Origin of the sequence: Sandarakinorhabdus sp. AAP62, assembly GCF_000331225.1 — a bacterium.
Lineage (GTDB): Bacteria > Pseudomonadota > Alphaproteobacteria > Sphingomonadales > Sphingomonadaceae > Sandarakinorhabdus.
In genome coordinates this window covers 49,661-73,393 of sequence record NZ_ANFY01000011.1, presented here as the reverse complement: position 1 = coordinate 73,393, position 23,733 = coordinate 49,661, and the positions used below count along the sequence as shown (strand labels likewise).

General features: G+C 66.9%; 25 protein-coding genes and 2 riboswitches. Of the genes, 12 read left to right on the top strand and 13 right to left on the bottom strand.

Going from position 1 to position 23,733, the window contains the following annotated elements:
• Positions 1-168: 168 nt before the first annotated feature.
• Genes D619_RS0111915 through ispH form a run of 4 tightly spaced genes read right to left on the bottom strand, consistent with a single transcriptional unit; the run spans position 169 to position 4,027 of the window.
• Positions 169-1,572, bottom strand: coding sequence for a BCD family MFS transporter (locus D619_RS0111915; RefSeq protein ID WP_017668827.1), 1,404 nt, complete (start codon positions 1,570-1,572; stop codon positions 169-171).
• A 41-nt stretch (positions 1,573-1,613) separates the two neighbouring features.
• Positions 1,614-2,090, bottom strand: coding sequence for a ribonuclease HI (gene rnhA / locus D619_RS0111910; RefSeq protein ID WP_017668826.1), 477 nt, complete (start codon positions 2,088-2,090; stop codon positions 1,614-1,616).
• Positions 2,080-3,039, bottom strand: coding sequence for a homoserine kinase (thrB, locus tag D619_RS0111905; protein ID WP_017668825.1), 960 nt, complete (start codon positions 3,037-3,039; stop codon positions 2,080-2,082). The genes rnhA and thrB overlap by 11 nt, the downstream gene beginning before the upstream one ends.
• 10 nt (positions 3,040-3,049) lie before the next feature.
• Entirely contained in the window at positions 3,050-4,027 is a 978-nt protein-coding gene (ispH, locus tag D619_RS0111900; RefSeq protein ID WP_017668824.1) for a 4-hydroxy-3-methylbut-2-enyl diphosphate reductase, read from the bottom strand.
• Between the two features lie 85 nt (positions 4,028-4,112).
• On the opposite strand from ispH, the gene D619_RS0111895 reads away from it, so the two are divergent.
• From D619_RS0111895 to gcvPB, 6 genes are all read left to right on the top strand, one after another.
• Entirely contained in the window at positions 4,113-4,760 is a 648-nt protein-coding gene (locus tag D619_RS0111895; RefSeq protein WP_243442642.1) for a hypothetical protein, read from the top strand.
• 237 nt (positions 4,761-4,997) lie between these two features.
• Positions 4,998-5,093: riboswitch (glycine riboswitch) on the top strand.
• Position 5,094: 1 nt separating this feature from the next.
• Positions 5,095-5,202, top strand: a riboswitch (glycine riboswitch).
• Positions 5,203-5,247: 45 nt separating this feature from the next.
• A complete protein-coding gene (gcvT, locus tag D619_RS0111885; protein WP_017668821.1) occupies positions 5,248-6,396 on the top strand; it encodes a glycine cleavage system aminomethyltransferase GcvT in 1,149 nt (382 codons plus the stop codon).
• Positions 6,393-6,764 carry a glycine cleavage system protein GcvH gene (gcvH, locus tag D619_RS0111880; RefSeq protein WP_017668820.1) on the top strand — a complete coding sequence of 124 codons (372 nt, stop codon included), beginning with the start codon at positions 6,393-6,395 and terminating at the stop codon, positions 6,762-6,764. The genes gcvT and gcvH overlap by 4 nt, the downstream gene beginning before the upstream one ends.
• Positions 6,765-7,535, top strand: coding sequence for a class I SAM-dependent methyltransferase (locus D619_RS0111875; protein WP_017668819.1), 771 nt, complete (start codon positions 6,765-6,767; stop codon positions 7,533-7,535). It begins immediately after the preceding gene.
• 5 nt (positions 7,536-7,540) lie between these two features.
• On the top strand, positions 7,541-8,908 hold the full coding sequence (gene gcvPA, locus D619_RS0111870; protein WP_026090995.1) for an aminomethyl-transferring glycine dehydrogenase subunit GcvPA: 1,368 nt from the start codon (positions 7,541-7,543) through the stop codon (positions 8,906-8,908).
• Between the two features lie 11 nt (positions 8,909-8,919).
• Positions 8,920-10,470: an aminomethyl-transferring glycine dehydrogenase subunit GcvPB gene (gene gcvPB / locus D619_RS0111865; RefSeq protein ID WP_193743312.1), complete on the top strand. Its 1,551-nt coding sequence runs from the start codon at positions 8,920-8,922 to the stop codon at positions 10,468-10,470.
• Here the strand turns inward: gcvPB and thpR are convergent.
• Together thpR and D619_RS0111855 are read right to left on the bottom strand one after the other, a co-directional pair.
• Complete coding sequence (gene thpR, locus D619_RS0111860; protein ID WP_017668816.1) at positions 10,467-10,985, bottom strand: RNA 2',3'-cyclic phosphodiesterase; 519 nt, start codon at positions 10,983-10,985, stop codon at positions 10,467-10,469. The two genes, gcvPB and thpR, sit on opposite strands and share 4 nt — an antisense overlap.
• A complete protein-coding gene (locus tag D619_RS0111855; protein ID WP_017668815.1) occupies positions 10,982-11,596 on the bottom strand; it encodes an arylesterase in 615 nt (204 codons plus the stop codon). Before D619_RS0111855 ends, thpR begins: the two co-directional genes overlap by 4 nt.
• Positions 11,597-11,679: 83 nt before the next feature.
• Here D619_RS0111855 and D619_RS0111850 point away from each other — a divergent pair, with 83 nt between their 5' ends.
• The 4 genes from D619_RS0111850 to D619_RS0111835 all read left to right on the top strand — a co-directional run bounded on the left by D619_RS0111850 (position 11,680) and on the right by D619_RS0111835 (position 16,405).
• On the top strand, positions 11,680-12,384 hold the full coding sequence (locus tag D619_RS0111850; protein WP_017668814.1) for an ATP-binding cassette domain-containing protein: 705 nt from the start codon (positions 11,680-11,682) through the stop codon (positions 12,382-12,384).
• 11 nt (positions 12,385-12,395) lie between these two features.
• On the top strand, positions 12,396-13,094 hold the full coding sequence (locus tag D619_RS0111845) for a dienelactone hydrolase family protein (RefSeq protein ID WP_017668813.1): 699 nt from the start codon (positions 12,396-12,398) through the stop codon (positions 13,092-13,094).
• 74 nt (positions 13,095-13,168) lie between these two features.
• On the top strand, positions 13,169-15,571 hold the full coding sequence (locus tag D619_RS0111840) for an FtsX-like permease family protein (protein WP_017668812.1): 2,403 nt from the start codon (positions 13,169-13,171) through the stop codon (positions 15,569-15,571).
• Positions 15,572-15,667: 96 nt separating this feature from the next.
• The gene (locus D619_RS0111835; protein ID WP_017668811.1) at positions 15,668-16,405 is read left to right on the top strand and encodes a Bax inhibitor-1/YccA family protein; all 738 of its coding nucleotides are present in this window, start codon (positions 15,668-15,670) and stop codon (positions 16,403-16,405) included.
• Positions 16,406-16,481: 76 nt separating this feature from the next.
• Here D619_RS0111835 and D619_RS0111830 read toward each other — a convergent pair whose 3' ends face one another.
• From D619_RS0111830 to D619_RS0111805, 6 genes are read right to left on the bottom strand one after another with little or no spacing between them, the layout of a single operon-like run.
• Entirely contained in the window at positions 16,482-17,204 is a 723-nt protein-coding gene (locus D619_RS0111830; protein WP_017668810.1) for an SDR family NAD(P)-dependent oxidoreductase, read from the bottom strand.
• The gene (locus D619_RS0111825) at positions 17,201-17,647 is read right to left on the bottom strand and encodes a PaaI family thioesterase (RefSeq protein WP_017668809.1); all 447 of its coding nucleotides are present in this window, start codon (positions 17,645-17,647) and stop codon (positions 17,201-17,203) included. Before D619_RS0111825 ends, D619_RS0111830 begins: the two co-directional genes overlap by 4 nt.
• Complete coding sequence (locus D619_RS17660; protein WP_017668808.1) at positions 17,644-19,053, bottom strand: dienelactone hydrolase family protein; 1,410 nt, start codon at positions 19,051-19,053, stop codon at positions 17,644-17,646. Before D619_RS17660 ends, D619_RS0111825 begins: the two co-directional genes overlap by 4 nt.
• Positions 19,050-20,618 carry an NTP transferase domain-containing protein gene (locus D619_RS18340; protein WP_017668807.1) on the bottom strand — a complete coding sequence of 523 codons (1,569 nt, stop codon included), beginning with the start codon at positions 20,616-20,618 and terminating at the stop codon, positions 19,050-19,052. The genes D619_RS17660 and D619_RS18340 overlap by 4 nt, the downstream gene beginning before the upstream one ends.
• Complete coding sequence (locus tag D619_RS0111810) at positions 20,615-21,529, bottom strand: XdhC family protein (protein ID WP_243442646.1); 915 nt, start codon at positions 21,527-21,529, stop codon at positions 20,615-20,617. Before D619_RS0111810 ends, D619_RS18340 begins: the two co-directional genes overlap by 4 nt.
• Before the next feature lie 41 nt (positions 21,530-21,570).
• Positions 21,571-22,173: a carbon monoxide dehydrogenase subunit G gene (locus D619_RS0111805; RefSeq protein ID WP_017668805.1), complete on the bottom strand. Its 603-nt coding sequence runs from the start codon at positions 22,171-22,173 to the stop codon at positions 21,571-21,573.
• 183 nt (positions 22,174-22,356) lie between these two features.
• Between D619_RS0111805 and D619_RS0111800 the strand changes: the two genes are divergently transcribed.
• Together D619_RS0111800 and D619_RS16480 are read left to right on the top strand one after the other, a co-directional pair.
• A complete protein-coding gene (locus D619_RS0111800) occupies positions 22,357-22,917 on the top strand; it encodes a cold shock domain-containing protein (RefSeq protein ID WP_017668804.1) in 561 nt (186 codons plus the stop codon).
• Entirely contained in the window at positions 22,917-23,393 is a 477-nt protein-coding gene (locus D619_RS16480) for a DUF192 domain-containing protein (protein WP_017668803.1), read from the top strand. The genes D619_RS0111800 and D619_RS16480 overlap by 1 nt, the downstream gene beginning before the upstream one ends.
• On the opposite strand, the gene D619_RS0111790 is transcribed toward D619_RS16480, so the two are convergent.
• On the bottom strand, positions 23,394-23,726 hold the full coding sequence (locus D619_RS0111790; protein ID WP_017668802.1) for a hypothetical protein: 333 nt from the start codon (positions 23,724-23,726) through the stop codon (positions 23,394-23,396).
• Positions 23,727-23,733 lie beyond the last annotated feature (7 nt).

The window sequence follows — 23,733 nt, the reverse complement described above, 5'->3', positions numbered from 1 at the left end:
CTGCCGGGCGGGGTGAAATGGGCCGGCGCTTCCTTGCGGAGCGCCGGCCTTTTCATGTTTGGCAAGTGCCGGCCCGGCATTGCGGCACTGCTGCAGCGATCCTGTGATTCGAAGGTCCGTGGTGCCTGAACGTGGCGGCAGCCCGGTGAAGCCGCATATTGCGTTGCATCAATTCTCGATGTCGCGCTGCAAGAGCGGCCACATCGCCGCCAGCGTCGCCACCATCAGCGCCAGCTCGAGGGCAAAGATCAGCACATAGCCACTGGCCCCCGGTGTGGACGACAGTGACAGGCTGCCAGCCACATCGCGAATCACGCCGCCAACGGTGGCGCCAATGCCCTGCGACGTGGCCTGCACTGCCCCCCATGCGCCCATGGCGATGCCCACCTGGGCGCGCGGCGCCAACTGCATCGTGGCGGTGAGGGTGCCATGGCCGAACAGGCCGGTACCGATGCCGGCCAGCAGCACGCCCAGTGTGAACAGTTCCGGCGTGTCGGAACTGGCAGCCATGATGATCAGGCCATAGGCCGGCAGGCCGATCACGGTGCCCAGGCTGGCCATGCGGAACGGATCGGCACCGAGGGACAGGATGTAGGAGGCATAGGCAAATCCCATCAGGCTGCCGAACGCCATGATGGCGGAAAGCAGCGTGGTGGTGCCAACGCCCAGTTTCAGCACTTCGCCGCCATAGGGTTCCAGCACGATATCCGACATGGAAAAGGCCAGCGTGCCCAGCCCGACGGCCAGCAGACGCAGCACGGTTTTATCCTTGGCCGTGAACAGGTCCCAGCTTTCACGGAATGTGGGATCCGGGGTGGCCGGTTCGGTGCGGCGATAATGCGGTATCCGGGATTCCTGTTTCCACAACGCGGTGAAATTCAGGATGATGGTGATGACGGCGCTGCCCTGGATGACCTGGATCAGCCGGCCCTGGCTGAAATCCTCCAGCGCCCAGCCAAAGAACAGCGCCGCGGCGATGGAGCCAAGCAGCAGCATGACATACATGAGGCCAACCACGTTTGGCTGTTGTTCGGTCTTGGTGAGATCGGTGGCCAGCGCCAGGCCAACGGTTTGCGTGGTGTGGATACCCGCGCCGACCAGCAGGAAGGCCAGGGCGGCGGCCGGGTAGCCCAGCCAGATGCGTTCGTCATAGGCTTCCTGCGCGCCGGCCAGCACCAGCAGCGCAAACGGCATGATGGCGAGGCCGCCGAACTGCACCATGGTGCCGAGGTAGATAAAGGGCACGCGCCGCCAGCCCAGTGCCGATTTGTGCGTATCGGATTTGTGGCCAATGAGTGCCCGGAACGGCGCGGCCAGCAGCGGCAGCGCCAGCATCACGCCCACCAGCGTCGCCGGCACGCCGAGTTCGACGATCATCACGCGATTCAGCGTGCCGACCAGCAGCACCAGGCTCATTCCCACGCTGACCTGGATCAACGACAGGCGCAGCAGGCGCGACAGCGGCAATTCCGGGCTGGCGACATCGGCGAACGGCAGGAATTGGGCACCCCAGGTCATCCAGACCTTGGTGAGGCGGGCGTTGATGCCCTTTGCGGTGGGTTCAGAAGCCATGGTCAGCCTCAAAGCGGATTGCGGCGCCGTTGGCAATGGTCTCAATGATGACCTGCGTGTCGGCCTTCCTTCATTGCCACAATGGCTTCGTTGGCCAGTTCATCGGCGCGTTCGTTCTCCGGGTGGCCGGCGTGGCCCTTCACCCAGTGCCAGCGCACGACATGCGGGCGAGCGGCGGCAAGCAGCGCCTGCCACAGATCGTCGTTCTTCACCGGCTTCTTGTCGGCAGTCTTCCAGCCGTTCTTCTGCCAGCCGTGCACCCATTTCGAAATGCCGTCGCGCACATAGACGCTGTCGGTGGTGAGATCGACCTCGCAGGGCCGGGTAAGGGCGTTCAGGGCCGAAATCGCCGCCTGCAATTCCATGCGGTTGTTGGTGGTGTGCGGCTCGGCGCCGTTCAGTTCCCGTTCCTTGCCGCCGGCGCGCAGGATGGCGCCCCAGCCGCCGGGGCCGGGATTGCCCTTGCAGGCGCCATCGGTGAAGATTTCGACCCGGGGGCGCGACGCTTCACTGGCCAAGCATCACCTCCGGAGATGCGGCCAGATACCAGGCCAGCCGGCGCGCAAAGGCCATCGGATCCTTGCGGGTGACCAGCGCATCCGCCGGCGTGTTGAGCCAATCAAAGGCGCGCGTGAGCGTGAAGCGCAGCGCGGCGCCGGCGCCCAGTTGCGGCAGGGCGGCCATCTCGGCCGCGCTCAGCCCGCGCGCCGCGGCATAGCCGGCCCACAGGGCCGCAGCCCGCGCCGGCACGTGAGTGGTGCCGTCAACGGAGAAGCACCAGGCGGCATGGGTGACGGCGTAATCATAGGCGATCAGATCGGTACAGGCGAAATAGAAGTCGATCAGTCCGCTGACCTTGCTGTCGAGCATGAGCACATTGTCACAGAACAGATCGGCATGGATGGTGCCGCGCGGCAGGCTGGCGGGCCAGCGGGCGGTGGCGGCCAGCCCGGCATCAACCAGGGCCGGCAAGGCCCGATCAATCTCGCCCATGCGGCCATCGCAGCGCGCCGCCAGCGGAGCCCAGGCCGCCGGCCCCAGCGCATTTTCGCGCACCGCGGTGAACTGGGCGCCGGCCAGGTGCAATTTGCCCAGCGCTTCGCCAACCGCCTGGCATTCGTCCGGTGTCGGATCGGTCACCGAAACACCGGCAAGATATTCGATCAGGCAGGCCGGGCGGCCGTTGAGGGATTTGAGGGCAATGCCGCCGCGATCGGTGATCGGGCGCGGCACCGGCAGGCCGCAGCCGGCCAGATGGGTGGTCAGCGCCAGGAACCAGGGCAGATCGGCGGCATCGACCCGCTTTTCATACAGGGTGAGGAAATAGCGGCCTGTCGTTGTATCAACGAGAAAATTGCTGTTCTCGACGCCTTCGGCAATGCCCTTGAAGCTGATGGCGGTGCCCACGTCATAAGCGGCCAGAAACGCCGCCAGATCGGCCGCACTGACCGGAGTGTAAACCGCCATGACGCCGGGATTACGCGGTCAGCGCGCGCGGCAGCTTGAACACCACTTCTTCGACCGCCGTGGTGATGTTCTCGCTGGTGACGCTGTAGCGCTCGCCCATCGCCGCCAGCACTTCCTGCACCAGCAGTTCGGGCGCCGACGCGCCGGCGGTGACCCCAACAGTGGTGACGCCGTCAAACCAGGCCCAATCGATTTCGGCGGCACGCTGGATCAGCCAGCTGCGCGCGCCCTCGCGTTCCGCCACTTCGCGCAGGCGCTGGCTGTTGCTGCTGTTGGCCGCGCCAATCACCAGCACCAGATCGCAGCGCGGCGCCATCGCCTTCACTGCGGCCTGACGGTTGGAGGTGGCATAGCAGATGTCGTCGCCGCGCGGGCCCTCGATGGCCGGGAAGCGGCGCTTGAGCTCGGCCACCATGTCCGACGTGTCGTCCACGCTCAGCGTTGTCTGGGTGAGGAAGCCCAGCTTGCCGGCGTGTGGCGGCTGGACATTCTGGGCGTCTTCCAGCGTTTCGATCAGCGTCATGGCGCCTTCGGGCACCTGGCCGAAGGTGCCGATCACTTCCGGATGGCCCTGGTGGCCGATGAACAGGATGTGGCAGCCGGCAGCCACCAGCCGTTCGGCCTGGCGATGCACCTTGGAAACCAGCGGGCAGGTGGCATCCACATAGGTCAGCCCGCGCTCTTCGGCCTTGGCCGGCACGGCCTTGGGCACGCCGTGCGCGGAGAACACCACCGGCACGCCGTCCGGCACTTCGTCCAGCTCTTCCACGAAGATGGCGCCCTTGTCCTTCAAACTGTCGACCACGAACTTGTTGTGGACGATTTCGTGACGGACATAGACTGGCGCACCCCAGCGTTCGAGCGCCAGTTCGACGATGTGAATGGCGCGATCGACCCCCGCGCAAAAGCCGCGCGGCGCAGCAATCAGCACGTTCAGGGCGGGCCGTTGGGCAGGATCGAATTCAATGGCGGGGGCAAGGCTGCTCATGCCCCGGCTGATACGCGATTGGTCTGGGCCGCGCCACAATTTGTTGATGCTTGCGGTGACGCCTTTTGCCCCATAGGAGAGGGGCATGATACGCCCCGCAATCCGTCGTTCCGTCGTTCTGGCTGCCATGGTCCTGCCGGCGTTGCTGCTGGCCGGTTGTGATCGCAATCCGCTGGTGGTGCGGCGCTCCTCGTGCCCGGCGGTGGCGGTGGCGGCCTATGCCGGCGATACCACCCTGTTCCGGCAAGCGGCCACGGGTGCGGCGGCCGATGCTGCCAATCTGGATGCCGTCGCGGCCATTACCAATGTGCGCGACGAATGCACCGAAACCGCCGAACAATTCGTGTCGCGCATCAGCTATGATGTCGTCGTGCGGCGCACCGACGCGGCACAGGCGCGTCAGTTCGTGCTGCCGGTGTTTGCTGCCGTCGTGCAGGCCGGCAACATCGTCAATGCCAAGCAGCTTACCCAGGTGACGGTGAATTTTGCCGCCGGCCAGGAACGCGCCGTAGCGCAGGGCACCACCACGGCTGCCGTGTCGCGCACCGCGGCTGCCGTGCCGCAGGCCATTCTCGACAAGATCAACCGCAAGCGCCGGCCCGGCGAACTCGATGCCGCCACCGATCCGATGGCCGATCCCGAAGTGAAGGCTGCCCTGCGCGCCGCCAGCTTTGAAGTGCTGCTCGGCTTCCAGCTCGACGATCGCGCGCTGGCCTACAACATCGCCAAGTAAGCCGCTTCACGGCAGCGATTCGGCGCGCGCGGCCAATGGCTCCGCGCCCTCGGTGCGGTTGAAGGTCAACGCCAGGGCAAGCCCGATCAGCAGAATAATCAGAGGCAGGCGCTTGGCAATCATGCCCGGTAGATACGGCTGCAGGCCAGCAAGGTTGCGGCATCTTGGTGGTCATTCGGGCAGTTGACTCTGCCTGCAGCTTCGCCCAATCGGCGTGCGTCGCCGGGGGCAACTCCGGCGCCGCGCGCGGGAGAGTGTGAAGGGGCAACCCGACACCGCCGAAGGAGCAAGCCGCCCCCGGAATCTCTCAGGCAAATGGACCGCGCCGGCGTATCAGCGACACTCTGGAAAGCGGGTGCAGGTTCACGCCTGTGCCCCACCGAAGGGGTAAGCCGGGCATCGCCCGGTCAAAGCTCTCAGGTCTGGCGACAGTGGGGGAACCAGGTTCGGCATTCGGCTGAGCCGTGAACTGTTGCCGGGGTTCCACATGGCTGATGATGCCGATCTGAAGACATTGCCGCTGGATGCGCTGCATCGCCGCCTGGGCGCGCGCATGGTGGGCTTTGCCGGCTATGCCATGCCGATCCAGTATGAAGGCATTATCGCCGAACATCTGTGGACGCGGGAGCATGCCGGCCTGTTCGATGTGTCGCACATGGGCCAGTTGCTGGTGGAAGGGCCAAGTCTCGCTGCCGCGGCCGAATGGCTGGAAAGCCTGGCGCCCGGCGATTTCAAGGCGCTGCAGCCGCACCGCGTGCGCTATTCGCTGCTGCTGTCCGACAATGGCGGCATCCTGGACGACCTGATGGTCACCAACACCGGCAAAAGCTTTTATCTCGTCGTGAACGGCGCCACCAAGCACGCCGACATCGCCCACATGCTGGCGCGAAAGCCGGCGGGCTTGCACCTGCACCACATGGAGGACCATGCGCTGCTGGCGCTGCAGGGCCCGGCGGCGGTGACGGTGATGAGCCGTTTTGCCCTGACCCCCGAAAGCGCTGACCAGCCGGCCTTTGCCGACCTCAAGTTCATGGCCGGCGCGCGCTGGCTGTGGAACGGGGTGAAGCTGGGCATCACCCGCTCCGGCTACACCGGCGAGGATGGTTACGAGATTTCGGTGCCGAACAGCCACGCCGAAGCGCTGGCAGAGGCGCTGCTGGCGCATGAAGAGGTGAAGCCCATTGGCCTTGGCGCGCGCGATTCGCTGCGGCTCGAAGCCGGCCTGCCGCTCTATGGCCATGATCTCGATCCCGAAACGACCCCGGTTGAGGCAGACCTGAGCTTTGCCATTTCCAAGCGCCGCAAGACCGAAGGCGGTTTCCCGGGCGCAGAGCGCATTCTCGACCAATTGTTCAACGGCGTGCCGCGCAAGCGCGTGGGCCTGGCCGTTGAAGGCCGCATGCCGGCCCGCGAAGGCGCGACCGTCTGGGTGGGTGGCGAACAGGTGGGTGTGCTCACATCGGGCGGGTTCGCGCCCAGCCTGAATGTGCCGATCGCCATGGCCTATGTCGCCACCGCGCACAGCGCCGATGGCACGGCGCTCGAAGTTGAAGTGCGGGGCAAGCGGATCGCGGCCACCGTGGTGCCGATGCCGTTCAAGCAGAAAAATTATGTTCGGGAAGGGGACAGGAAATGAGCCGTTTTTACACGCAGGATCATGAATGGATCGATGTTGCGGGCGGTGAAGCCACCGTTGGCATCACCGATTATGCGCAAGGGCAACTGGGCGACGTGGTGTTCGTCGATCTGCCCGACTCAGGGCGCGCCGTCAGCAAGGGCGGGGAAGCCGCCGTGGTCGAATCGGTGAAGGCGGCGTCTGACGTCTATGCCCCGGTGTCGGGCACCGTCACCGAATCCAACCCGGCGCTGGCCGACGATCCGAGCCTGGTCAACAGCGCGCCGGAAGGTGACGGCTGGTTCTTCAAGCTCACCCTGTCCGACGCGTCGGAACTGGACGGGCTGATGGACAAGGCCGCTTATGATGCGTTCGTGGCCTCGCTGTAAGTGACAACTGGCACCGCCACGCGCTGGGATCCGTCCCTCTATGCCACCAACGCCGCCTTCGTGCCGGCGTTGGGCGCGGCGGTGCTTGACCTGCTGGCACCGCGCCCAAGCGAGCGCGTGCTCGATCTTGGGTGCGGCGATGGCGTGCTGACGCAGAAGCTGATCGCTGCCGGCTGCGACGTGGTGGGTGTCGATGCCGATCCGGCGATGGTGGCGGCGGCGCAAGCCAAGGGCATTGATGCCCGCCTGGGTGACGCACGCGCGCTCGATTTCGATGCCGAATTCGATGCCGTCTTCACCAACGCTGCGCTGCACTGGGTCGGCCAGCCTGACGTGGTGACGGCTGGTGTGAAGCGCGCGCTGAAGGCCGGCGGGCGCTATGTCGGCGAATTCGGCGGCCACGCCAACATCGCCGCCATCCGCACCGCGCTGATTGCCGTGCTCGCCCGCCACGGCTTCCCGGCCGCCGGAGCCGAAACCAGCTACTATCCCACCGCCGAAGCCTTCCGCGCCGTTCTGGAACAGGGCGGCTTTGTGGTGGACAGTTGCGCCATCATCCCGCGCCCGACGCCGCTGCCGGAAAGCGGCATGGCCGGCTGGCTCGAAACCTTCCGCGGCGGCTTCATCGATGCCGCCGGTGTGCCCGCTGACCAACACGACCAGATCATCGCCGAAACCGTCGCTCTTCTCGCCCCGGCGCTGCAAGCCGCCGATGGCCAGTGGATCGCCGATTATGTCCGCATCCGTTTTTCCGCCCATCTCCCGGAGTAAGCCCCTTGCGTTATCTGCCCCTTTCCACGGCTGACCGTTCAGCCATGCTGGCCACCATCGGTGCCGCCAGTGTCGACGATCTGTTCGCCGATGTGCCCGCCGAAGCCGTGCTCGACGGCCCGATTGCCGGCCTGCCGAACCACGCCAGCGAAATGGCGGTGGAGCGGGCGCTGGTGAAGATGGCCGGCAAGAACAAGACCGCCAGCACCAATCCCTTCTTCGTCGGCTGCGGCGCCTACAAGCATCATGTGCCGGCATCGGTGGACATGGTGATCCAGCGCGGCGAATTCCTCACCGCCTACACGCCTTATCAGCCGGAAATCGCGCAAGGGACCCTGCAGGTCCTGTTCGAATTCCAGACCCAGGTGGCGCGGCTGACCGGCATGGAGGTGGCCAACGCCTCGATGTACGATGGCTCCACGGCGATGACCGAGGCGGTGTTCATGGCGCGGCGCATCACGCGGCGGCCCAAGTGCATCGTCTCGGCGGGCGTCCACCCGCACTATACCTCGGTGCTGAAGACGCTGACCCGTTTCACCGGCGATCTGGTGGAGGCTGGCGTGCCGACCTTCACGCCGGGCGCGCCGGGCGATGACCTTGCCAGCCTGATCGCGCAGATCGACGCCGACACCAGCTGCGTGGTCGTGCAGAACCCCAATCTGTTCGGCCATATCGCCGATCTGACCCCGCTGGCCGACGCCTGCCACAAGGCCGGCGCGCTGCTGATCGTGGTGGTCACCGAGATCGTCTCGCTGGGCGCCATCAAGAGCCCCGGTGAAATGGGCGCCGATATCGTGGTCGGCGAAGGCCAGTCGCTCGGCGCCGGCCTGCTGTTTGGCGGGCCGTACCTGGGCCTGTTTGCCTGCCGCGAAAAACATGTGCGTCAGGCGCCGGGGCGCTTGTGCGGCGAAACCGTGGACGCCAGCGGCAAGCGTGGTTTCGTGCTGACGCTGTCCACGCGCGAACAGCATATCCGCCGCGAGAAGGCGACCAGCAACATCTGCACCAACTCCGGCCTGATCGCGCTGGCCTTTTCGGCGCATCTGTCGCTGCTGGGCGAAAAGGGCCTGCGCCATCTCGCGGCGCTCAATCACGCCCGCGCCGTGCAGCTGGCCGACCGGCTGGCGCGTGTGCCCGGCGTGACATTGCTCAACGGGCCGTTCTTCAACGAATTCACGCTGGATCTGGGCCGCGAAGCCCGTCCGGTGGTGCGCAAGCTGGCCGAAACGGGCGTGCTCGGCGGCGTTTCCATGGGCCGGCTGTGGCCAACCGAAAAGGCGCTGGCCGGCGGCATGATCGTGGCGGTGACCGAAACCGCAACCGACGAGGATTTTGACGCGTTTGAAGACGCGCTGGATGAGGTGATGGCGTGATGAGCACCGAAATGAACAACGTGGGCCGTCCCACCCGCCTGGTCGCCGGCACCGGCGCGGCGGTCGAAACCTTCACCGGCAACCGTGCGTTGATGCTCGAAGAGCCGTTGCTGTTCGAGCGCGGCTCGCTGGATACGTCCGGCGTTGACCTGCCCCCCGTTCCGCCGGTGCCGGATCGTCTCGGCGGCCTCGCCCGTGACGCGGTGATCGGTCTGCCGGGCTTCTCCGAACCGGAAGCCGTGCGCCACTACACCCGCCTCAGCCGCCAGAATTATGCCATCGATCTCGGCATCTTCCCGCTGGGCAGTTGCACGATGAAGCACAACCCGCGCCTCAATGAGAAGATGGCGCGCCTGCCCGGCTTTGCCGACATTCACCCGCTACAGCCGCAATCCACCGTGCAGGGCGCGCTCGAACTGATCGACGTGCTCGCCGATTGGCTGATGAAGCTGACCGGGATGCCGGCCGTCGCCATGAGCCCCAAGGCCGGCGCCCACGGCGAACTGTGCGGCATGCTGGCGATCCGCGCGGCGCTTGATGCCAGGAACGATCCGCGCCGCGTCGTGCTGGTGCCGGAATCGGCCCATGGCACCAACCCGGCGACGGCGGCCTTCTGCGGTTTCACGGTCGAAAATATCCCGGCCAACGCCCGCGGCCGTGTCGATCTCGATGCCATGCTCGCCCGGCTTGGCCCGGATGTGGCTGCGGTGATGATCACCAACCCCAATACCTGCGGACTGTTCGAGCCCGACCTGAAAACCATTTCCGATGCGGTGCATGCCGTGGGCGGCTATGTCTATTGCGACGGCGCCAATTTCAACGCCATCGTTGGCCGCGTCCGCCCCGGCGATCTGGGCGTGGATGCCATGCACATCAACCTGCACAAGACGTTCAGCACGCCCCATGGTGGCGGTGGCCCCGGCTCCGGCCCGGTGGTGCTGTCGGCAGCGCTGGCCCCGTTCGCGCCGATCCCCTTCGTGCGGAAGACGGCGAACGGTCTTGAACTGGTCGAGGAAGACACCGCCGGCACCCACGCTGCCGACAGTTTCGGCCGCATGGTCGCCTTCCACGGCCAGATGGGCATGTTCGTGCGCGCGCTTGCCTACATGATGAGCCACGGCGCCGATGGCCTGCGCCAGGTGGCGGAAGATGCGGTGCTCAACGCCAATTACATCCTCGCCAGCCTGAAGGACCTTTACACCGCGCCCTTTGCCAGCAGCGGCCCGTGCATGCACGAAGCCCTGTTCTCGGATGATTTCCTCGATGGCACCGGCCTTTCCACCATCGATCTGGCCAAGGCGCTGATCGACGAGGGCTTCCACCCGATGACGATGTATTTCCCGCTGGTCGTCCACGGCGCCATGCTGGTCGAACCGACCGAGACGGAGAGCAAGGCCAATCTCGATCAGCTGATCGGCGCGATGCGCCACGTCGCGACGCAGATGCTGGCCGATCCCGACGCCTGGCGCGCCGCCCCGCACTTCGCGCCGCGTCGCCGCCTCGATGAAACGCTGGCCGCCCGCAAGCCGGTGCTGGGGTTCAAGGACAGCGAGGCGGCCTAGGGCCAGCGGGCAAGGATGGTGTAATCGCTGCCATCCTTGCCCATCCGGCTTTCGAACAGGGCAAAGCCATCGACGGGCCACGTCAGGCGCGGGATGGGTGATTGCGGCCAGAAGGTCGCGCCAATCATGCTGCGCCCGCGCGCGACCGTGATGTGGGGCAGGAAGGCGCGGCTGTCGGGTGGCAGGCCGATGCTGGCCAGCGCCGCATTCACGGATTTGGCCAGCCCCGCCAGCGCTTCGGCCGGGCGCACACCCACCCACAGCGTGTCGATGCGGCCGCGATGATCGAACAGGCCGGGTTCGGCCAGTTCGGCGGTGAACGGCCGCACATTTACCCGGCCCAGCGCGGCGGCAATATCGGCGGCGGTGTGCCGGTCCACCTCGCCGATGAAGCGCAGGGTGAGGTGGAGCTGTGCCGCCGTCTGCCACCGCGCATTGGCGACGCCGCCCATGCTGGCCAGCAGGGCCGCCTTTACCTCCTCCGGCAGATCGAGGCCGACGAAGAGGCGCATCATTTCACCTGCGCCAGCTCCTTCTCCACCGCCGGCAGGATGCGCTTCACCATGACCTGAACGCCCTTGCCATTGGGGTGCATGCCATCGGCCAGTTGCAGGCCGGGCTGCGCGGCGACGCCATCCAGGAAGAAGGGATAGAGCGAAACGCCATTGGCCTTGGCCACCGCAGGGAACATCCCTTCGAATTCGGTTACATAGGCTTTCCCCAGAGTCGGATTGGCGCGCATCCCGGCCACCAGCACGCGCGCGCCCTTCGCCTTGAACATCTTCACCATCGCATCGAGATTGTCGCGCGCCGTCTTGGGGCTTTGGCCGCGCAGCATGTCGTTGGCGCCCAGTTCCAGCACAACCAGGTCCGGCTTCTGCTTCATCCCGGCCAGCACCCAGTTCACCCGCGCGCGCCCCTGCGTGCTGGTATCGCCCGACACGCCGGCGCCCACCACGGTCACGTCGCGGCCTTTTGCCTTCAAGGCCTTTTCCAGTTGCGGGGCAAAGCCCTGGCCGGGCGGCAGCTGATAGCCAGCGGTGAGGCTGTCGCCATAAGCCAGCACCACCAGTGGCCGTGCTGCGGCTGCCTGCGACATGAACAGCGCGCCAAACAGCAACGCCATCTGGTAAAGCGCCCTCTGGTAAAACAATGGGCGAACACCTAATTCGGGCAAGACTCGAATCCTTTCAGCCAAGCGGGACACGGATGAACAGCCATATGGTCATTGAAGCCCGCGATGTCACCCTGCGCCTGGGCAGCGGCGATGCCGCAGTCGATGTATTGCGCGGCGTGTCATTGTCCGTCCCGGCTGGCCAGCGCATCGCCATTCTCGGCCCTTCGGGTTCCGGCAAGTCATCCGCCATGGCGGTGCTGTCGGGCATGGAGCGGGCGTCGGGCGGCCATGTCATCGTGGCCGGCGCCGATTTCACCCGGATGGATGAAGACGGTCTGGCGCGCGCCCGCCGCGGCCGTATCGGCATCGTGCTGCAGGCCTTCCACCTGATCCCCACCATGACCGCGCTGGAAAATGTCGCCGTGCCGCTGGAACTGGCGGGCGAGGCCGATGCGCAAGGCCGGGCACGCGCCGAACTGGAAGCCGTCGGCCTTGGCCATCGCCTGCAGCATTATCCCACCCAGCTTTCGGGTGGGGAGCAGCAGCGTGTTGCCATCGCGCGGGCCTTGGTGGGCCGCCCGGCGCTGATCTTTGCCGACGAACCGACCGGCAATCTCGATGCCGCCACCGGCGCGGCCATCATCGAGCTGTTGTTTGGCCGTCTCGCCGAAACCGGCGCAACGCTGGTGCTGATCACCCATGATGCCGATCTGGCGCCGCTGTGTGACCGCATCATCACCATGCGCGACGGGCTGATCGTGGATGATCGGATGAATCTGGCCCAAGCGGCCGAGTAAGGGGAAACACCATGACATTGTTCAGTTATTTCGACGGCACCGACGAACTGGAAGCCTATCTGGCGCTGCCGGCCGGTGACGGCCCGTTCCCGTGCGTGCTGATCGCCCCCAATTGGGTGGGCCAGACGGCGTGGGACAACAACGTTGCCGACAAGCTTGCAGGGCTCGGCTACGCCGCCATGGCCATCGACGTGTATGGCAAGGGCCGGCGCGGTGATCCGGCGGGCGACAACAGCGCGCTGATGGGCCCGTGGGTGGGTGATCGCGCCGCGCTGCGCCAGCGCCTGCTTGCCGCTGTCGATGCCGCTGCCGGCCTGAGCCAAGTGGACGCCAATCGCCTCGCCATCATCGGCTATTGTTTCGGCGGCCTGTGCGCGCTCGACGTCGCGCGCGCCTGCGATCCGCGGGTGAAGGCGGCAGTGAGCTTCCACGGCATCTACAATCCGGGCCTTGGTGCTGCTGGCCCGATCACCGCCAAGGTGATGGCGCTGCATGGCTGGGAAGACCCGTACACGCCGCCGCAGGACCATCATGCGCTCGCCGCCGAAATGACCGCGGCCGGCGCCGATTGGCAGATCCACGCCTATGGCGGCACCTATCACAGCTTCACCAACGAACATGCCAATGCGCCCGGCACCGCGATGTACAGCATGGATGCCGATCGGCGCAGCTGGGCGGCGATGACCGGCCTGCTGGCAGAAGTGCTCTGAGCCTCGCGCTGCGCCTGGCCCTGCGGGAACTGCGTGGCGGGCTTGCCGGCCTGCGCATCCTGGCCGTCTGTCTGGTGCTCGGCGTCGCCGCACTGGCGGGTGTTGGCAGCCTTGCCAGCGCCATCAATGCCGGGCTGGCCGAACGTGGCCAGTTTCTGATGGGCGGCGATGTCGCGCTGCGCGTTTCGGGCCGGAACCCCACGCCGGAACAGCGCACAGCCGCCGCTGCTCTGGGCGCCGTGGGCGATGTGATGAAGTTGCGCGGAATGGTCAGCCGCGCCGATGGCGGTGACTCGCTGCTGGCCGAGGTGAAGGCCGTCGATGGCACCTGGCCGCACTATGGCACGGTCAAGCTTGACAGCGGCGGGCGGGTTGGCCCCGGCATGGCCGCAGCGCAGCCCGTGCTGGCCGACAAACTGGGCCTGAAGCCGGGCGATCGGCTGCAGTTGGGGCAGGTGACGCTCACCTATGCCGGCACGCTGGTCGAAGAGCCGGATCGGGCCGGTGATGGCTTTGGCTTCGGCCCCGGGCTGGTGGTCGACATCAAGGATCTCCAGCGGGCTGAACTGATCACATTGGGCAGCCTCTACACCAGCGAACTGCGCGTGAAGCTGAAGCCCGGCGTGTCGGTGGAGGCCGCGCGCGACCGTCTGGAGGCCGTTGCCGGTGAAGGGGGCCGCGTGCGCGATCGCAGCAACGGCGCGCCGGGGACCCGCAATTTCGTCAACCAACTGGGCCAGTTCCTCAGCCTTGTCGGCCTCACCGCGCTGGTGGTGGCGGGCGTTGGCGTTGCTGGCGGGGTATCGGCCTATCTGGGTGCGCGCACGCGCACCATCGCCACGCTGAAAGTGCTGGGAGCCGACAGTGCCACGGTGCGCGCCATCTATTTATGGCAGCTGGCGCTGGTCTCGGCAGGCGCCATCGTGATCGGCCTTGCCATTGGTGCCGCGACACCGGCCGCCGTCGCCCAGATCGCCGCCGCCAGCCTGCCAGTGCCGCCGGCCAGCGGATTGCAGTGGGGCGCGCTGGCGCAGGCAGCCTGGTATGGCCTGGCCATTGCCCTGTCCTTTGCGCTGTGGCCGCTGGCGCAAGGCGCCGCCATGCCGGCCGCACGCCTGCTGCGCAGCCTGACCGAGCAGCGGGCCCGGCCGGGTGCCGCGACCCTGGTGATCATCGCCGGCGCGGCTCTGTCGGTGCTGGTGCTGGTCGTGCTGCTGGCCGATGAACGCTTGTTCGTGATGGGCTTCCTGGCCGGTGCGCTTGGCCTGATTGTCGTGCTGTGGCTGCTGGCCGAAGCCGTGAAGTGGCTGGCGGCGCGGGCACCCAGGCCAAGGGGCACGCTGGCCCGGCTGGCGCTGGCCAATCTGCACCGTCCCGGCGCGCCCACCCGCAATCTGGTGGTGGCGCTGGGCCTGGGCCTCTCGCTGTTTGCCACGCTGGCCACGATCGAGGGCAATCTGGCCAGCCAGATCAACCGCACCATCCCGACACGCGCGCCCAGCTTCTTCGTGCTGGATATCCCCAATGATCAGAAAGAGGAATTTTCGGCGCTGGTCGAACGCACGGCGCCGGGCGGGCGCACGGTGATCGTGCCGTCGCTGCGCGGGCCGGTGACAGCGGTGAACGGCGTGCCGGCGCAGCAGATCAAGGCTGGCGCCGAAGGCTGGATCCTGCGCGGCGACCGCGGGCTTTCGTACACGGCCGATTTTCCGGAGGCCAACACGCTGGTTTCCGGTACATGGTGGCCGCGCGATTATAGCGGCCCGCCGCTGATCAGCCTTGATGATCAGGCAGCGCAGGCGTTGGGCCTGAAGGTGGGCGACACGCTCTCCGTGTCCGTGCTGGGCGTGGATATCACCGCCCGCATCGCCAACACGCGGAAGATCGACTGGCAGTCGCTGGGCTTCAACTTCGCCATATTGTTCGCGCCGGGTGCGCTGGAAGCCGCGCCGCACGGCTGGATGGCCACCGTGCAGGTGGCGCCCGCCAAGGAACGTGCGGTCGCCCGGGCGCTTTCGGCCCAGTTCCCCACCGCCTCCGTGGTGCGCGTGAAGGATGTGATCGGCCAGGTGCAAACGCTGCTGGGCCAGCTTTCCGCCGCCATCCGCGCCGCGGCGAGTGTGACCGTGGCGGCCGGCATTGCCGTGCTGGTGGGCGCCCTTGCCGCCGGGGCGCGGGCGCGCACCTATGATGCGGTGCTGCTGAAACTGCTGGGCGCCACGCGCGGCCAGGTGGCAGCGGCGACGCTGGCTGAATATGGCCTGCTCGCCGCCATCGTGTCGGGGCTGGCGCTGGTGCTGGGCAGTCTGGCTGGCTGGTTTGTCGTCACGCAGGTGTTCACGCTGGACTGGACGCCCGACTGGCCGCGCGTGCTGCTCACCGTGGGCGTTGGCGCAGTGGTGACGGTGGTGCTGGGCCTGGCCGGCAACTGGCGGGCGCTGTCGGCGCGGCCGGCCACGGTGCTGCGACAGTTGTGAACCGGCGTTTCGCCGCAACGGTCATTGAAAATTCAGACGGGATGCCCGATATTGGGGGTGTTGCCGGCCAATCGCCGGACACAGGAGGAATTTTGCATGGCCAATAATATGGACCCCCGGCTAGGTGCTTTTGGGGCCCGGGCCCCAGCCGACGCCGGTTATGACGCCGGTCTGCGCAGCTACATGCTGTCGATCTACAACTATATGGCGTCGGGCGTGCTGCTCACCGGCATCGTCGCGCTGCTGGTCTATTCGACCCCGGCGCTGTTTGCCGTGTTCTTCAATCAGATCGGTTCGCCCACCATCCTGGGCTGGATCGCCATTGCCAGCCCGCTGGTGATGATCCTGGCGATGAACTTCGGCATCCACCGCATGAGCGAAGCCACGCTCAAGATGATGTTCTGGGCCTTTGCCGCGCTGATGGGCGTGTCGATGAGCACGATCTTCGCTCGCTACACCGGCGCGTCGATCGCGCAGACTTTCTTCATCACGGCAGCGTCCTTCGGCGGCCTCAGCCTGTTTGGTTACACCACCAAGAAGGATCTGAGCGCCATGGGCCGCTTCCTGATGATGGGCCTGATCGGCATCATCATCGCGATGATCGCCAATATCTTCATCAAGTCGAGCGGCTTGCAGCTGGCGGTCAACATTCTGGGTGTGCTGATCTTCGCTGGTCTGACCGCCTATGACACGCAGCGCCTGCGCGACATGTATTACCAGCTGCAGGGCAGCGATTTCGCTGGCAAGGCCGCCGTGATGGGCGCGCTGACCCTGTATCTGAACTTCATCAACCTGTTCCAGTTCCTGCTCAGCTTCATGGGCAATCGCGACTGAGCGGGCAGGCTTTGGCCAAGGCAAGAAGGCCCGGCAGGGAAAGCTGCCGGGCCTTTTTCTGTGCCGGGATTGCGGATTACCAGCGTTCCATCCAGGGCCGCAGGTCATACTCGTGCGTCCAGGCGGAGCGGGGCTGGTGGTGCAGGCGCACATATTCCGCCGCAATCGCCTCCGGGTCGAGAATGCCGTCCTCGCTCTTCAGGGCATAGCGGTCGGGGAAATTGCTGCGGATGAATTCGGTGTCGATGGCGCCATCGATGATGCTGTGCACGACATGGATGCCCCTTGGCCCCAGTTCGCGCGCCATGGCCTGGGCCAGGCTGCGCAGGGCGAACTTGCCGCCGGAAAAGCCGGCAAAGCCAGCTGAGCCGCGCAGCGAGGCGGTGGCGCCGGTAAAGATGATGGTGCCGCGGCCGCGTGGTGCCATGCGGCGCGCGGCCTCGCGCCCGGTGATGAAGCCGGCCAGCGCGCACATCTCCCAGATCTTGCGATAGCGCCGCACCGTCTCGTCCAATATGCCCATCGGCGAATTGGCGCCGATGTTGAACACCAGCACCTCGACGGGGCCAATCTCGCGCTCGACCCGGTCGAACAGGGCGATCATCGCTTCTTCGTCGCGGGCATCGGCACCGATCGGCACGCAGCGCCCGCCTTCGCTGGCAATGCGCGCGGCCAATGGCGTCAGCCCGTCGGCCGTGCGCCGCACCGGCACCGCCACCAGCCCGTCACGGGCAAAGGCCGCCGCAACGGCGCCCCCGGTGGCATCGCCGGCCCCGATCACCACGGCGGCGCCGCTCATGCGCCGACGCCCATGATCATGCAGGTGGCGATGCCGGTGGCCAGCAATTTGCCGTTTGCGTCCACCAAAGTGCCCCGCGCCGTCGCCAGCCGGCGCCCGCGCGACACCACTTCGCCACGCGCGGTCACCTGGCCGGTGGCCGGCGTGATGGTCCGCACGAAACTGACATGCAGATCGGTGGTCACATAAGTCTCTTCGGCGGAGAGCGTGGTGTGGACGGCGCAGCTCATCGCGCTGTCGAGCAGGGTGGCGGCAAAACCGCCGTGGGTAATGCCGATGGGGTTGCCATGCTGGCTGCCGGGGATGGCGTGCATGATCATGCTGCCTTCGCCCGCCTCGCCGCCATCCATCGCCATCAGCGCCCCCATGCCGCTGCCGCCCTTGCTGGCCGCGAGCGCGCGCATCTGGGTGAGGCCGTCGATTTTCTGTGCAATTGCAGTCATTCTGCGATCTCCAGGCGTTCGTAGCTTTCATCCAGAAGGAAGCGCAGCGCTGCCAGCCGGCCGTTGCCCAGCCGCGCCTCCATCACGTCCTGCGCCGCCTGCCAGCCGGCCTGCGCGGCGGCGCGGCGCTGATGGCCGGCATCGGTAAGCCAGACCAGGCGGCCCCGCCGGTCTTCAGGGTCAATCTCGATGCGCAGCAGGCCGTCACCGGCCAGGGGTTTCACCAGACGCGAAACAGTGGATGCATCCGCTGCCAGCCGCTCAGCCAGCGCGCCGATGGCCAGTCCGCGCCGCCGCGACAGGCAGGCGAGCAGACCGAACTGGCCAATGGTCAGTCCGTGAAGATTGAGCGCATCATCATAGATCTGGCTGACCTGTCGCGACAGCCGTCGCACTTTGGCTGCCGTGCACAGCGCCGCCGGACCGGGCGGCAGTGCGGCGGCAGGCGACTCGGGCGGGCTTGTGCTCATGCCCGCAGAATAAGATGCAATTGCAGATAATGAACTGACGGATTTCAGCAGAGTCAGCGTGCGCTGCCAGGCCAGATCCGCCGCGGCCTCGTCGTAACGGGCGGGTGAGCTGTCGTTGTTGAAGGCATGATTGACTCCGGGATAGGTGTGGGCCTCGAACTGCACGCCTGCCGCGGTCAGCGCTGCCTGCCAGGCCGGGCCCATGGCGTTGATCCGCTCATCCAGGCCGGCATAATGCAGCAACAGCCGCGCCTTCACTCGCGCCGCACCGGTAACATCCTGCGGCGCTGCACCATAGTAAGCCGCGCCGGCGCGCAGGGCCGGGCCTGCCGCCACCGCCAGCGCATTGACCATGCCGCCACCCCAGCAGAAGCCAACCGCTCCGGGCGCACCCTTGCCCGGCGCGACTGTGGCCAGCCACTGCAGGGTGGCGACGCCATCGGCCACCGTCTGCTGGCGATCGAGCGCGCCAATCATGCTGCGCGCCTTGTCCTCGGCGCTGGTCGCGCCGTCGCCCAGTGTTGGCGTGCCGCCGGCGGGTGCCAGGAAATCGGCGGCCAACGCCACCAGGCCTTCGGCGGCGAGGCGGCGGGCGACATCGCGGATATGATCGTTGAGCCCGCGGTTTTCGTGGATGACCAGCACGCGCGGCGCCATGGCGGCGCCTTTGGCCGGCTGCGCGAGATATCCGGCCATTTCCCGGCCACCGCCCACGGGAAAACGGACGTTGCCCACCGTGATGCGCGCGTCATCGGCTGCCACCAGGGGCGCTGCATCGGTCCGCGCCGCAATCAGCCCAAGCAGGGCATTGGCTGCCGCCATGCCGCCGGCCAGCCTGGCCATCTGCGCGACCATCTCCCGTCGGCTGAGGTCGCCGACATGGGTGAAGCGATCATAAAGCGCGATCATGGCCTGGGTCGGTTGCTTGTCCGTCATCCTGCTTCTCCTGCGGCCAATTGGGCCAGTGCGGCGGGGGTGTCGATATCGACAAGGCATGCGGCTGATGGTGCCGCAATTTCGGTGACAGCGAAATCCGCCATCGCCGCCTTGCCGCCGGTATCACCGGTCAGGGCCAGCAGCCGGGCAAAGGCAGAGCGCGGCCAGCGGACGGGGTGGCCGCGGCGGCCGTCCCACAGCGGCACCACAAGCTCGCCCGGCGTGGTTGCCAGCGCGGTGATCAGCGCCGGTTCCACAGCCGGCATGTCGCCCAGGCAGATCAGCGCCGCATCCCAATCGGCGGGCACGGCCGCGATGCCGGCGGCCAGGCTGCGCCCCATGCCCTCTGCCCAGTCGGGCGCTGCCACGAACTGCACATCATATCCGGCCAGGGCGGCGCGAACGGCCGCTTCATCATGGCCCAGCACCACGATCGGCGGCGGTAACCCGGCGGCGACAATGGCGTCCACCGCATGTGCCACCAGCGGCTTGCCGCGCCAGGGCGCCAGCAATTTGTGGCCGGCACCAAAGCGGCTGGAGCGGCCGGCGGCGAGCAGCACCGCGCCGACCCGGCCTGGCGCGCTGGCCACGGCGCGCGGCTCCGGCCGTTCGGCTTCCGGAAGCAGGCCACCGTCACCCATGGCGCCGATTGTCGCGGCGGTCACCGCCAAGCCCGCGGCGAGGCGTTCCAGCACCAGATCGAGACCGTTGCGCTTGGGGCTCTTGGCGCAACCGGGCAGGCCGATTACCGGCCGGCCAGCGAGCCTGCCCAGCACCAGCAGATTGCCCGGGTCCACCGGCATGCCCAGCCGCTCTACCGTGCCGCCTGCGGCAATGATGGCTTGCGGGATCACGTCACCACGATCGACCGTGGCCGAAGCACCGGCAAGCAGCAACAGATCGGCACTGCACGCCGCCAGCTGCAAGGCCAGCGCGGCCACATCGTGCGGGCAGTGTGGCAACATCTCCAGCCGGCTGCCGAGCGCCGTGATCCGCGCCGCCGTTACCCGTTCCAGCTTGGCGAGCGCCTTGGCACTGGTGCCGGGCAGGGTGGTCGCGATCAATCCGACGGACAAGGGCCGGAAGGCTGCCACCGCCAGTGGACGCGCGGCGGCGATGGCGGTGCGCAATGCGTCGCCAGAGACCGCATAGTTGATCGTCTTGATGGTGGCGACAATGGCCCCTGCCGCCACTCGGGTGCCGATGGGCAGCGTGGCGAGGGTCTGGGCTTCATCGACAGCGTTCACGGCCGCCACCATGCCGGGCGGGGCGGTGAACAGGCCGGCGGCAGTGGCAGCGAGATTGACGCGGCCATGCACCGGCGACAGCGCCGTCAATCCCGGCCCGGCCAGCGCAGCCGCCAGGGCGGCGGCCGCCTCGTCTTCAGCGACATCGCCGGTTTCAAGCCGGGCGACGACCAGTTCGGCAAGGCCTGATGCCGCCGCTTCGGCCAGATCGGCCGCGCCGAGCACATGACCCTTGGGCAGGCGCCGCTGGCCGATCTGCAGTCCGTGCGCCAGCAAGGCACCTTCGGCCTGTGCCAGCGGAACTGGCCCGAACTTCATGGCGCAAGCGCGCCTCGCCAGGCCGCGGTCATCTGCGCGGCAATGGCGAGGGCGATTTCGGCCGGGCCGGTGGCGCCGATGGCAAGGCCGGCCGGGCCGTGGACACGGGCCAGATCAGCGGGGCCAAAGCCCTGTGCAGCCAGCCTTTCAAGCCGGCTGGCATGATTTTTCCGGCTACCCAGCGCGGCGATATAATGGGCCGGCGAGCGCAGCGCCGCGGCCAGCGCCACGTCATCGATCTTGGGATCATGGGTGAGCGCCACCACGGCAGACGCCGCATTGAGTGCACCCTCCAGAGCCTCATCCGGCCAGCGTCGATCCAGCGCCAGCCCGGCAAAGCGCGCATCGGCCGCAAACAGGCCGCGCGGATCGATGACGGCGGGCACCACGCCCAGCGCATCCGCCAGCGGCACCAGCGCCTGCGCGATATGGACGGCGCCGATGATGAACAGCCGGCGCGGCGGCGGATAGCGACGTACGAATGGGCCATCGTCGCCCGGCACGGCGCGCCCGGTGGCGGGATCGCTGCTGATCGCCATCGTGCGTCCGGCAGCGGTGGCGGCCAGCACTTGGCCAACGAGCACCGGCGGCAGCGCATCATCGGCGAGGCGTTGCACCAGGATCGAAATGCGCCCGCCGCAGGCCAGACCCGCGGTCCACGCCACCGTATCGGCGACGCCATAATCCAGCACGGCGTGGCCAGCTTGTGCTGCGATCATGTCCTGCGCGGCCAGGATCACATCGGCTTCGACGCAGCCGCCCGACACGCTGCCAGCAAACAGGCCATCAGCGCGGATGGCGAGGTGGCTGCCTTCGCGGCGCGGCGCCGAACCCCAGGTGGTGATGACCGTGGCGATCGCCACGCCGTGGCCGGTCTGCGCCCATGCCAGCGCTGTGGCCAGGGTGGTCAGATCCTCATCGCGGCCAACGCCGGTCAGATCCGCCGGCTGGTTCACCTGCCTGACCATTGCCAGAGCAGGAAGAGCAGGGTGACGATGATCAGGCCAGAGCCCCAGATCATCGCCGACAGGCCGCCGGTGGCGGGTTCCGGTCCGGCGGCCGTGGCCTCGTCGGAAGCGGCGGCCAGCGCCACGATATCGAGCTGCGGCGTTTCCACTTCAGACTTCAGTTTGGCGAAGAAGGCTTCGGCATATTGCCTGGCCGCACCTTCCACCAGCCGCGCCCCAAGCTGGGCGAGTTTGCCGCCCACTTGGGCCTTCACCACATAATCCAGCTGCGTCTTGGTCGGGCTCAGTTCGGTGAGCACGACATCGGCGCTGCCCTTGGCAAAACCGGCGACTCCACCCTTGCCTTCGCCGACCAGGCGATAGCTGACAGGCGCCACAATCTCTTCCAGACGCACGGTTCCGGCAAAGCGCGCCCGCACCGGGCCAACCTTGGCCTGCATGACTCCATCGAACACCGGCACATCGGCTTCGGTGCGAGTCAGGCTTTCCACGCCTTCGATGCAGCGGGCCAGCATGTCGGGGTCATTCAGCGCCGCCCACAGGATTTGGCGCGGGCTGGCAATCTCCACCGATCCTGCAAGGTCCATAAACTCTCTTTCCGGTTCAAGGCGGTGGGGGTAGGGCCGTGCTCTTTCGATGCCAGTTTTGCATGACAAGTCAATCATGAGCCGAAAAGCATCATTGCGATTTAAAAACTTTCCGTTAATAATCCGTTTCAGACTTATGTGCTGCGGGGTGTGCGACGTGCGTTGTAGGGTTTGGGGGGTTAGATGAAGGGCGCCGAGGAAGCGACGCAGCTTGCCGCTGATGAAGTGATCGTGCGTGGCACGATGAAGTGGTTCGACCCTGTTCGGGGTTATGGATTCATGGTGCCATCGGCCGGCGATGGGACGGATGTGCTGGTGCATTTCAGCCTGGTACGCGAACTGGGTCGTCGCACCTTGCCGGAAGGGGCCACGCTCACCTGCGTCGTGGTCGCGCGCGATCGCGGTCGCCAGGCGCGCCGCATCATCGATCTCGATCTCACCACTGCTGTTGGTCCGGATCCGGAAACCGCTGCCGCACGCGCGGCCGATCGGGTCAATCCGCAGGCCATGCTGGCGGCGGCCGGGCCGTTCGAACCAGCGCTGGTCAAGTGGTTCAACCGCTTGAAAGGCTATGGTTTCGTGGTGCGGCCGGGTTCCACGGAAGATATCTTCATCCACATGGAAACCGTGCGCCGGGCCGGGTTGGCCGAATTGCAGCCGGGGCAGGCGCTGGAAGTTCGGGTGGCACCGGGGCACAAGGGCCCATTGGCGGTTGCGGCACAAGCGGCTAATACGCCGGGGTGATGACCGCCCGACGCACCGCAGCTTTCCTGTTCGGCATTGCCCTGCTGGTGCCATTGGCAGCACCGGCGGCTGCCGCCACTTGCCCCAACAGCGGCCTGCGCACGTCCAGCGTGGCCTTTCACACGGCCAAGGGGCGTTTCACCTACAAGCTCGAGGTTGCGGCGACGGCCGAAGAGCAGGCCTGCGGCATGATGTTTCGCGATCGCATGGCGCCGGGCACCGGCATGGCCTTTCCGATGCAGCCGCCGCGCGCCACCGGGTTCTGGATGGAAAACACGCCGCTGCCGCTCGACATCATCTATGTCTCGCCGGCCGGGCGCGTGCTGAATGTGCGGCGCGGCCAGCCATATTCGCGCGAGGTGCTGAATTCGGCCGGTGTCACCGCTGAAGTGATCGAACTTCTGGCCGGTGAAGCAGATCGGATCGGGCTGAAACCGGGCGACCGCGTGCAGCGCCCACCCGCGAAATCACGCTGATCAGCGCGCGTCGGGATCAAGCAGGCGCTGCCACCAACGTTGCGCCTTGACCTGGGAACCACGGTGCATTTCCATCTGCCAGTGCGGCAGGCTGCTGGGTGCCACTTCGCGGCCCTGATCATCCACTACCAGGATGGCGATATTGCCGGCCGGATCGCGCCGCGCCGTCAGTGTGTGACTGCTGCCATCCAGCACGAATTCATGCTGTCCGTCGGCCATCAGATCGAGCAGGGAGGACGGGGTGGCCATCCACCCGGGCCCAATGATGCGATCGAGCACCGCACCCGCCGGGGTCGAAACAGCCTTGAACGCAGAAACAATGTAACGAGCCATGAGCCAC

Excerpts from the sequence above, each read along its gene's own strand:
- D619_RS0111855 (WP_017668815.1), bottom strand. The coding sequence starts at position 11,596 with ATGGCGTTGCTGTTTGGCGCGCTGTTCATGTCGCAGGCAGCCGCAGCA.
- gcvT (WP_017668821.1), top strand. The coding sequence starts at position 5,248 with ATGGCTGATGATGCCGATCTGAAGACATTGCCGCTGGATGCGCTGCAT.
- D619_RS0111895 (WP_243442642.1), top strand. The coding sequence starts at position 4,113 with ATGATACGCCCCGCAATCCGTCGTTCCGTCGTTCTGGCTGCCATGGTC.
- D619_RS0111825 (WP_017668809.1), bottom strand. The coding sequence starts at position 17,647 with ATGACTGCAATTGCACAGAAAATCGACGGCCTCACCCAGATGCGCGCG.
- D619_RS0111850 (WP_017668814.1), top strand. The coding sequence starts at position 11,680 with ATGAACAGCCATATGGTCATTGAAGCCCGCGATGTCACCCTGCGCCTG.
- D619_RS0111830 (WP_017668810.1), bottom strand. The coding sequence starts at position 17,204 with ATGAGCGGCGCCGCCGTGGTGATCGGGGCCGGCGATGCCACCGGGGGC.
- D619_RS0111845 (WP_017668813.1), top strand. The coding sequence starts at position 12,396 with ATGACATTGTTCAGTTATTTCGACGGCACCGACGAACTGGAAGCCTAT.
- thpR (WP_017668816.1), bottom strand. The coding sequence starts at position 10,985 with ATGATGCGCCTCTTCGTCGGCCTCGATCTGCCGGAGGAGGTAAAGGCG.
- D619_RS0111835 (WP_017668811.1), top strand. The coding sequence starts at position 15,668 with ATGGCCAATAATATGGACCCCCGGCTAGGTGCTTTTGGGGCCCGGGCC.
- D619_RS17660 (WP_017668808.1), bottom strand. The coding sequence starts at position 19,053 with ATGACGGACAAGCAACCGACCCAGGCCATGATCGCGCTTTATGATCGC.
- ispH (WP_017668824.1), bottom strand. The coding sequence starts at position 4,027 with ATGAGCAGCCTTGCCCCCGCCATTGAATTCGATCCTGCCCAACGGCCC.
- D619_RS0111800 (WP_017668804.1), top strand. The coding sequence starts at position 22,357 with ATGAAGGGCGCCGAGGAAGCGACGCAGCTTGCCGCTGATGAAGTGATC.
- D619_RS0111790 (WP_017668802.1), bottom strand. The coding sequence starts at position 23,726 with ATGGCTCGTTACATTGTTTCTGCGTTCAAGGCTGTTTCGACCCCGGCG.
- D619_RS0111805 (WP_017668805.1), bottom strand. The coding sequence starts at position 22,173 with ATGGACCTTGCAGGATCGGTGGAGATTGCCAGCCCGCGCCAAATCCTG.
- gcvPB (WP_193743312.1), top strand. The coding sequence starts at position 8,920 with ATGAACAACGTGGGCCGTCCCACCCGCCTGGTCGCCGGCACCGGCGCG.
- D619_RS0111915 (WP_017668827.1), bottom strand. The coding sequence starts at position 1,572 with ATGGCTTCTGAACCCACCGCAAAGGGCATCAACGCCCGCCTCACCAAG.
- thrB (WP_017668825.1), bottom strand. The coding sequence starts at position 3,039 with ATGGCGGTTTACACTCCGGTCAGTGCGGCCGATCTGGCGGCGTTTCTG.
- D619_RS18340 (WP_017668807.1), bottom strand. The coding sequence starts at position 20,618 with ATGAAGTTCGGGCCAGTTCCGCTGGCACAGGCCGAAGGTGCCTTGCTG.
- D619_RS16480 (WP_017668803.1), top strand. The coding sequence starts at position 22,917 with ATGACCGCCCGACGCACCGCAGCTTTCCTGTTCGGCATTGCCCTGCTG.
- gcvH (WP_017668820.1), top strand. The coding sequence starts at position 6,393 with ATGAGCCGTTTTTACACGCAGGATCATGAATGGATCGATGTTGCGGGC.